Below are 8,118 nucleotides of genomic sequence, written 5' to 3'. Positions count from 1 at the left end.
TGACCATCAAGAGCCGCCCATCCGTATCGACGGCAACGTGTCGCTTGCGGCCGACAATCTTCTTGCCGGCGTCGTAACCCTTGTTTCAGCTTGCGGAGCTTTGACCGACTGGCTGTCGATCACGCTAGCCGTGGGACTGGCCTCGCGCCCGGCTCGCTCGCGATCCAGCATCAGCGCCACATCGTGGATGGTCTGGAACAGAAAACGCCGCGCCAACTCGGGAAACCAGCCGTAGACCGTCTGCCAGGGCCCGAAATGGATCGGCAGCATTCGCCAACCGCGACCGGAGCGGACCAGGTAGCGCACGGCGTTGACCACCTCCCGGACATCAACGCTCGCGCGGACGGCCGCGACGCCCAGGCTTGGGCATCAGCGGCGCGAACTGCTCCCACTCCTCGTCCGTCAAATCAGACGGGTAGCGCGTACGCCTCCGGCGAAGGCCGCCTTGCGCGAGCATGGCACAGGCTCGCGTGGAAGGGGAGTCACTTGCTAGCGTGGGCGGGGGAAGGGTGCAAGTTTTCCGGCGTGGCCGAGCCGCGGCGATCGCTTCAGCCGACTGACCGCTTCCAACTTGTGGTGGGAACATCAATTCTCGAAGCCGGCGCTGCCCCTCATCGCCCTGCCGGGCACTTCTCCCCGTATAGTGACGGGCTAGCGTGCGCACACATCTGATTCGAAGGGGCAATTTCTTTGATAAGCCAAGAGCCTTGAAAACGTACGTTTTCCAAGCTGTTGAGCCCGATGCTCGGCTCCAGAAATGCGACCATCACTTTGATTTCATTGGAGTTGAATCAAATGTGTGCGCACGCTAGATAGTGACGGGAGAAGGGGCGGGCCGCAGCGCTGGCTCTCTTGCAGGCCGGCGATTGGTGAGATCGCCGATCACAGCGCCCCTCTCCCCGTCACTATAAGGGGAGAGGGTGCCGGCAGGCAGGTGAGGGGCGGCGCTAACGCCCGGAAAGAGTGACAGGACGATTTCAAAACCTTTTAGCGACGCATCCCGGGTTGAGCCTTCGACGGACATGGTGTTTTCGCCGTCGTACTGACTGGCCGAGAGCATCGTCGCGCTTACTTGGCGGTTCGCCCAAGGCTGGATTCTCCCGCGCCGTTTTGCTAGCGACATAGTATGAGCAACCGATTGCCGCCCGCCTGGGCAAAGCACCTCAAAACTCAACCCCCGGCTAAGGCGGCACCGCCGAAAGCTGCGCCACCCAAAGCCAAGCCGCAGGCCCGCCCGCCTCGCGCGCAGGCCGACGACATGCTGTTGAGGCAAGCGCTTGAACTTCAGAAATTGGATCAGCTACCTGAGGCCGAGGAGCTCTGTCATCGCGTTCTGGCGCGCACGCGTGAGCATCCGCTGGCATTGTACATACTTGGCACATTGGGGCTGGATTTCGATGATGAGTTGTCCATCAAATACTTGGCCCGGGCGGTCACCCAAGAGCCTAACAATCCGTACTACCGGCTCACACTTGGCGAAACCTATTTAAAGGTTGGCGATTACCTGCCCGCAATCAGGCACTTGCAACGGGCCTGCGAATTGAAGCCTGATCTTCTGGAGGCACTTTGCGGCTTGGCGCAGGCCTACGCCAAATTCGACAAGGCCGACATGGCTTTGCCCATCTATGAGAAGGCGCTGCGGATCGACCACTATCATCCGCAAGCCCGGATGGGTCTAGCGGATACGCTCGTAAGTCTCGGACGGATGGACGAGGCAGCAGCTTGTTTAACGGAAAACATCGCCAGGCGTCTCAACGTGCCAGGGGCTTACAACACCCTTGTAGGCATCCGGAAATTTTCTACCGAACCGCCCGAACTCAAGTCCATCCTGGACGAACTTGCCAACCCGGCGATTTCCGCCGACGAGCCCTATGGGCTTCATCTGGCGGCAGGCAAGGTTCTGAACGACCTTGGCCGTTACGGCGAGGCGATGGACCATTTTCTAAAGGCCAAGACATTCAGGACTTTAGATTTTGACATTGAGTCCTACCGCAGGTGGGTCGATTCCCTGATCGGGCTATTCGATGCCGGCTTGCTGGCATCCAAAGCCGGGTATGGTAACCCATCCGAAGCGCCCGTGTTTGTCCTCGGGATGCCGCGCTCGGGTACAACACTGACCGAGCAAATCTGCTCGAGCCATCCTTACGTTCACGGGGCCGGAGAGCTTACGAAACTGGGGCGAATCGCGGCCTCCATCGGCCTGAAGGGGGAGCCGGGACAAACCTTTGGATGGACAGTCAAGTCGATGACGATCCAGCAATCGCATGCGTTGGCTGAGGAATATCTATCCAACTTGCGTCTCTATTCGCCTACCGCACCACGCATTATCGACAAACTGCCTCATAATTTCGAGCTTATCGGTCTGATCGCCATCCTCTTCCCGAACGCGCGTTTTATTCACTGCAAGCGCGACGCGATCGACAATTGTCTTTCCTGTTTCTTTTCCGACCTAAAAAAGGGCCTTGATTACAGTTACGACCTTGGGACTCTTGGACTGGCTTATCGTGAGTATGAGCGGCTTATGCGCCATTGGCACTCGATCTTGCCCGGGCGAATTTTTGAGAATCGCTACGAAGAGCTGATATCTGACCAGGAAGGGCAATCGCGTCGCTTGATAGATCACCTTGGCTTGACCTGGGATGATGCCTGTCTTCGCTTTTTCGATAAGGCTGGGTCGGTCAGAACTATCAGTCGCTGGCAAGTCCGGCAACCGATCTATAAATCGTCGGTCAAGCGCTGGAAAAACTATGAAAATAGGATCCAGCCACTGATCGATGCCTTGGGTGATCTTGCCGTACTTTGAACAGGATTGGCGACTGACCACAAATCCTGATGACGAAGCCGTCGACGTTCCTCGTGCGACCTTGATCAGATAATCGCGTCACGTATACGAAAAAACCCGGCGGTTGCCCGCCGGGTCGATTTCAGTCAGATGCTGCCGATTAGAAGTCGCGCTGGAAGCGGAGGATACCGCCGACGCTGTTCTTCTTGTCGGCGCCGACCCAGTTGCCGTAGATGGTCGGAGTGTCGAAGTTGCCGTAGTGGTTGTAGTCAACTTCGGCCGTGATCGTGAAGCCAGGAACAGCGGTATAGGCGACGTTCGCAGCCACACCGTAGTTCTTGTCGTCGTCACCAGACACCTGGAGATTAAACGCGGCCTTCTCGTTGAACTTGTAGGTGCCGCCGGCCCACCAAGCCCAGTTGCCGCCCCACTGCTTGTAGAAGCCACGACCGTTGGCGTCGATGCCCCCGCCGATGAGATGGACATCATTAAGGTCCCCATCGTTGCCATAGCCGAACGTACCCATCCGGTGAAGTCCGGTGAAGACCGCAGACGTGCGTATCCAGCGGCCATGAGCACCTGAGCACCGCGGTGCTGGGGTCAACCTTTCGATGGGGAGACGCGATGATATTCTTCGAGAGGAGCTTGACCTCCTCAAGCCTTCATCGGTGAAGGCCAAGATCCCGTCGTCATCGTTGGCGCCGTACACCCAGATGACGCCGTCCTCGGGCTCGAGACCGAGGGTCAGATCCTGGATGAGCGCTTCGCTGACGCCGAGGTCCCTGGCGACACGCTCGACGGTGTAGACGTGATGCACCTTATTGCGCTGCATGATCAGGCCGCCGCTGGTTGGGTCCGCAGTCTTGCGGATCTCCAATTCCATGGCAGCAAATCATCGATGCGATGGGCCGGACAGGCGGGCAGTCGGCCGAGGACGTCGGCGAGCCAGGCCTGCGGGTCGATGTCATTCAACTTGGCGCTGACGATCAGGCTGTAGAGAACGGCAGCGCGCTGGCCGCCGCGATCGGAACCGCAGAACAGCCAGGACTTTCTGCCGAGAGCGATGCCACGCAGGGCTCGCTCGGCTGCATTGTTCGATAGGCAGATCTGCCCGTCATCGAGGAACCGGGTGAAGGATGACCAGCGGCGCAGCATGTAGTTGAAGGCCTTGGTCAGATCGTGTCCGCGCGAGAGCTTGTCGCGCGTCTCGATCATCCAGCGCTCGAGCTCGGTGACCAGCGGTGCGCTCCGCTCTTGGCGCACGGCGAGGCGTTGGCCTGGCGACAGGCCGTTGATCGCGCGTTCGATATCGAACAGGGCATCGATGCGCTTCACGGCTTCAACCGCTAGCGGATAGACCAGGTTAGGCTTGTCGCCGCGCGCCTTCTTGCGCACTGCCGCTTCGATATCGGCCAGCTCGAACACTTTGCGCCGGCTGTGGGCCCAGCAGCTGGCTTCCAGAACAGGCGCCGGCTGACGGCCTGTCGCATAGAGATCGCCATAGCCGCCAAAGGCATCGGCCTGCAGAATGCCGCTCCAGCCGGCGAGATGCGCCGCGGGATGTTCCCCTCGACGATCGCGGGAATAGTAGAACACTGCCGCCGGAGGATCGGCGCCGCCGAACGGTCGTCGCGCACATAGGCCCATAATCGGCCGGTCTCGGTCTTGCCCTTGGCCAGGACCGGCACCGTCGTGTCGTCGCCGTGCAAACGTGAAGCGGCCAGCACATGGGCTTCGAGTCGCCTGAACAGCGGCATCAGCGCCGCGGCGCCGGCGCCGACCTGGTCGGCAAGCGTCGACAGGCTGAGCGGCACGCCTTCGCGGGCATAGCGTTCGGCCTGACGGTTGAGCGGCTGATGCTGGCCGAACTTCTCGAACAGGATCATCGCCAGCAGGCTGGGACCGGCCCAGCCGCGCGGGGTGGCGTGGAACGGCGCCGGAGCCTGGCTGATCGTCTCGCAGTCGCGGCAGGTGAACTTCTCCCGCACGTGCTGGATCACCTTCCATTGCCGCGGCACCACCTCCAGCGTCTCGGTGATATCCTCACCAAGCTTGCGCAGCCGATGACCGCCACAGCAATGGCAAGCGCTCGGCGCCGGCTCGACCACGCGTTCGCGTGGCAGATGCTCGGGAAATGGCTGGCGCGCTGGTCGTTTGCGCACATAAGGCGCCACCTCGGTGGTCCGGGCCGCGGCCTGTTCGGCGGCGATCTCGTCTTCCGTCGCCGTGCTCTCGAGTTCCTCGAAGGTGAGCTCCATCTGGTCGTGCAGACGGGCTGAGCGTTCAGAACTCTGACCATGCAGCGCCCGCTGCAGCTTCCGGATCGTCAGATCCTGATGTGCGATCAGCGCCGCATCATCCGATGCCTTGGCCCTGGCGACCGCCAGTTCGGCCTCGACCAGCGCAGCGCGCGCGGCCTCGTCTTCGGCTCTGGCCAGCGCCGCGGTCAGCGCTGCTCTCAGCGCGCCAATATCGTCCGGAACAGCATCCTGGGCGGTGGCAACCATGCCCTGGAGTGAATCATAAAACGCGTCCGCTGACTCGCGGAAAATGGCGCAAACTCAAAGAAAAACTCAGCCCGCGCGCTGCGGGCGGAACGTGTGACGCGGGTTGCGCCAATCGATCCCGTCGAGCATGTAGGCGAGCTGCGCCGGTGATATGGAAATCGCACCGTCCGCCGGCGACGGCCAGAGAAACCGGCCCTTCTCGAGCCGTTTTGCATATAGCGACATGCCGAGCCCATCATGCCAGATAAGGAAGACATAAAGATCGCCGGCATGCGGATCCCGGCCCAACGTCTCCTGAACCTGCAGAGCGAGGCCTTGCATCCCGCGACGCATATCGGTCCGGCCGACCGCCAACCAGATCCGCACCTGGCTCGGAACCGGGATCATGAAACGCCCAGCGCCTTCACCATCGCTGCCGCCAGTGTTGGCGGCGTGGTCAGCGGAATCCGCAGCCGCACCTTGCCGGCGACCTCCAGCTCGATCACCGCTGGGGATGCCGCCGGCACCGAAACGGCGACAGGCTCATCGGGAGCCACGACAACTTCGGCAAAGCCCGTCTCGCGGGCTCTCACCGTGCGGCGCCACTTATAGATCAGGCTGGTCGCGACATCGTACTGACGCGCCACCGCCGCCACTGTGGCCCCGGGCGCGAATGCCGCGGCCAGTATCCGGCACTGATCCTCTTCACTCCAACGACGACGGCGCTCCGGCCCGGTCAATATCGTCATCTGGCTCATGCTGTGCTGCTAACTACGCTCGTAAGGACGACCTTAAGAGCGCAGCTTCGCTACCGTGCCATGCTCGCGCAAGGCGGCCTTCGCCGGAGGCGTACGGCAGCGCAAGGTCTTCTTGGCGGATCTGGGCCATCCGGCCACGGCTCTGCTCTGTCCGCATCCAAAGCTTGAATCATAACCCAGCCCCAGACGGAACCCATAGTGAGCCGATTTTCAAAACGGTCTCTGAGAAGCCCGAACCCGGTGGATCGCTCGCTGACTGTCTCGACGTTGTCGGCGTTCGCCGCACGGCAATCCCAAGGTTGATCGAACCGGCCCTGCCAAATGCCGCGGTGAGCCGCCTTGGCATTGTCTTGCTCGGCGGCGAATGTCCCATTCGAATACGGTGGCCAGTCCAATGCGAGGCCTTGTGTATTTCGGCGTGGAATAATTGCGAGCCGATTGACAGAAAGGGCGAGCCTGGGCGCAGCGCCATCTCCCCAATAGGAGGTACGACGTCGCATGCGAGGCGTCGAAAGAGGTAATTGCCTCCGAAATCACCTCCGGTCAGACTAAATGGCTGTCGCGAGCGCGAGAGCCAGGCTGATGCTGAACAATCTCCAGGTGCTTCGGGCTGTGGCCGCCTATGCGGTGGTTTTGTACCATGCCCAACCGTTCATCGAGCGCCTGCACCCGCTTCCCTTTCATTCACATCTGGGGGCTGCGGGTGTCGATATATTCTTCGTCATATCTGGCTTCATCATGGTTTATGCGAGCGACAGAAGCCACTGTGGCCCCGCCGCGTTCTGGCGTGACCGACTCATCCGGATATTGCCGCTATACTGGATCACCACTTTCGCGATAATAGCCGTCAGCTCTGTCGGCTTCAGTCCGTCAGGACTGCACAATTGGGACGGCTCGGACCTGCTGACATCCCTGTTCTTACTGCCGAATATACGACTCGACGGCGTTTCGGAGCCCATACTCAGTCCGGCATGGACACTGATCTACGAGGCCTTTTTCTATTTCTTCTTCGGCCTTTTCCTGCTTTCGGGGCGAATTAGTCGGGCAACTACCATTTTGTCGGTGGTCTTTCTGTCGTTTTGGTTCATGGGCGTAGTATTCAAGCCACAATCTTTTGTGATCGAGTACTATACGAATGCCATCCTACTTGAGTTCGCGCTCGGCTGCTTGCTGGGGCTCTTATATCTGAAGTCACGGGCACTCGACCTGCCCACGGAGCAACACTGAGTGTCCTCGCGATTGGGGTAGCCATTGCTGTGCTGATTGCCCAGGACTGGTACTTGGGCGTCGAGGTTACGCGCACCGGGGAAATCAGGCTCATGCGGCTTGGCCTACCAGCGACGGTCATCGTCGCCGGAGCGTTGATACTTGAGCGTTCAAACCATCGGGCGTCGCATCGAGGCGCTCTCCTGCTGGGGTCTGCGAGCTACGCGACCTACCTAATCCATCCGCTGATTCTGCACGGCGTGTACTTTCTTGCGGCAAAAGTGCTTCCGGCTGGTTCCATTTTCTCAGCCACTTTTTATTTATTCGCCGCATTTGCCGCTGTCTGTCTCTTCAGCGTTGGCCTGCATTTGTGGGTAGAGGCACCGCTCACCCGCTCTCTCAAGCAGCTGTCCCGCAGCCAGTCAGGCAGGACAGGTATTCCAATGCCCAAAGGTGCGAGCGCTCGGTAGAACCTGTCAAGTCTTCCCGGCGATGCTACAAGACCGCCGTGCCGGTGCGGTCGGTCTCGCGCGTCATGCCAAGTGCAGCGCGGCATCGACCTGTTCCGCGTCCTCAGAGACGCTCAGACTGGCCTGAAGGTGCTTCGGCGTGTGGGCGTAGCCTTTGGTTGTCTGGAGCGAGGTGTGCCCCATCCATCCACCGTGAACTGTCCTTAGAATGCGCAGTTAATGTGAGAGGCCGCTCTACGGCCTGCTACCGGTTCCATGGACACAGAGTTAAGAGTCCGTTTTGAAATTCACGGATGAGCGTTTCGGCGGATGAGATTGCCGTCCATTGCGCCAAGGATCATGGCTTGCGAGACATCGATGCGCTGCTCGTAGTCGCGCACGAGGCGGCGGCATCTTGTCATCCAGCCGAAGGTCCG

The 8,118-nt window shown here is 60.4% G+C and carries 4 protein-coding genes and 4 pseudogenes; 2 read left to right on the top strand and 6 right to left on the bottom strand.

Annotated features, from left to right (window positions below):
* A pseudogene (locus NKH50_RS28800) lies at window positions 1-457 on the bottom strand (IS5 family transposase); the annotation flags it as partial.
* 669 nt (window positions 458-1,126) lie between these two features.
* Between NKH50_RS28800 and NKH50_RS28795 the strand changes: the two are divergent.
* Window positions 1,127-2,803 carry a tetratricopeptide repeat-containing sulfotransferase family protein gene (locus tag NKH50_RS28795; RefSeq protein ID WP_352707147.1) on the top strand — a complete coding sequence of 559 codons (1,677 nt, stop codon included), beginning with the start codon at window positions 1,127-1,129 and terminating at the stop codon, window positions 2,801-2,803.
* Window positions 2,804-2,942: 139 nt separating this feature from the next.
* On the opposite strand, the pseudogene NKH50_RS28790 reads toward NKH50_RS28795, so the two are convergent.
* The 4 genes and pseudogenes from NKH50_RS28790 to tnpA form a co-directional block, all read right to left on the bottom strand.
* Window positions 2,943-3,296, bottom strand: a pseudogene (locus NKH50_RS28790) (porin); the annotation flags it as partial.
* Between the two features lie 320 nt (window positions 3,297-3,616).
* Window positions 3,617-5,289, bottom strand: a pseudogene (gene tnpC, locus NKH50_RS28785) (IS66 family transposase).
* Between the two features lie 66 nt (window positions 5,290-5,355).
* Complete coding sequence (tnpB, locus tag NKH50_RS28780) at window positions 5,356-5,643, bottom strand: IS66 family insertion sequence element accessory protein TnpB (protein ID WP_352882558.1); 288 nt, start codon at window positions 5,641-5,643, stop codon at window positions 5,356-5,358.
* Window positions 5,644-5,672: 29 nt separating this feature from the next.
* Window positions 5,673-6,026 carry an IS66-like element accessory protein TnpA gene (tnpA, locus tag NKH50_RS28775; RefSeq protein ID WP_352882556.1) on the bottom strand — a complete coding sequence of 118 codons (354 nt, stop codon included), beginning with the start codon at window positions 6,024-6,026 and terminating at the stop codon, window positions 5,673-5,675.
* Between the two features lie 582 nt (window positions 6,027-6,608).
* Between tnpA and NKH50_RS28770 the strand changes: the two genes are divergently transcribed.
* Window positions 6,609-7,253: an acyltransferase family protein gene (locus tag NKH50_RS28770; protein ID WP_352882554.1), complete on the top strand. Its 645-nt coding sequence runs from the start codon at window positions 6,609-6,611 to the stop codon at window positions 7,251-7,253.
* Window positions 7,254-7,989: 736 nt separating this feature from the next.
* On the opposite strand, the pseudogene NKH50_RS28765 reads toward NKH50_RS28770, so the two are convergent.
* Window positions 7,990-8,118: pseudogene (locus tag NKH50_RS28765) on the bottom strand (IS5/IS1182 family transposase); the annotation flags it as partial.

Origin of the sequence: Mesorhizobium sp. M1027 (genome assembly GCF_040318745.1) — a bacterium.
In the GTDB taxonomy this organism is placed as follows: Bacteria; Pseudomonadota; Alphaproteobacteria; order Rhizobiales; family Rhizobiaceae; genus Mesorhizobium.
This window is presented reverse-complemented; position numbering and strand designations above follow the sequence as displayed.

Coding starts and splice junctions, on each gene's coding strand:
- tnpA (WP_352882556.1), bottom strand. CDS start 6,026: ATGAGCCAGATGACGATATTGACCGGGCCGGAGCGCCGTCGTCGTTGG.
- NKH50_RS28770 (WP_352882554.1), top strand. CDS start 6,609: ATGCTGAACAATCTCCAGGTGCTTCGGGCTGTGGCCGCCTATGCGGTG.
- NKH50_RS28795 (WP_352707147.1), top strand. CDS start 1,127: ATGAGCAACCGATTGCCGCCCGCCTGGGCAAAGCACCTCAAAACTCAA.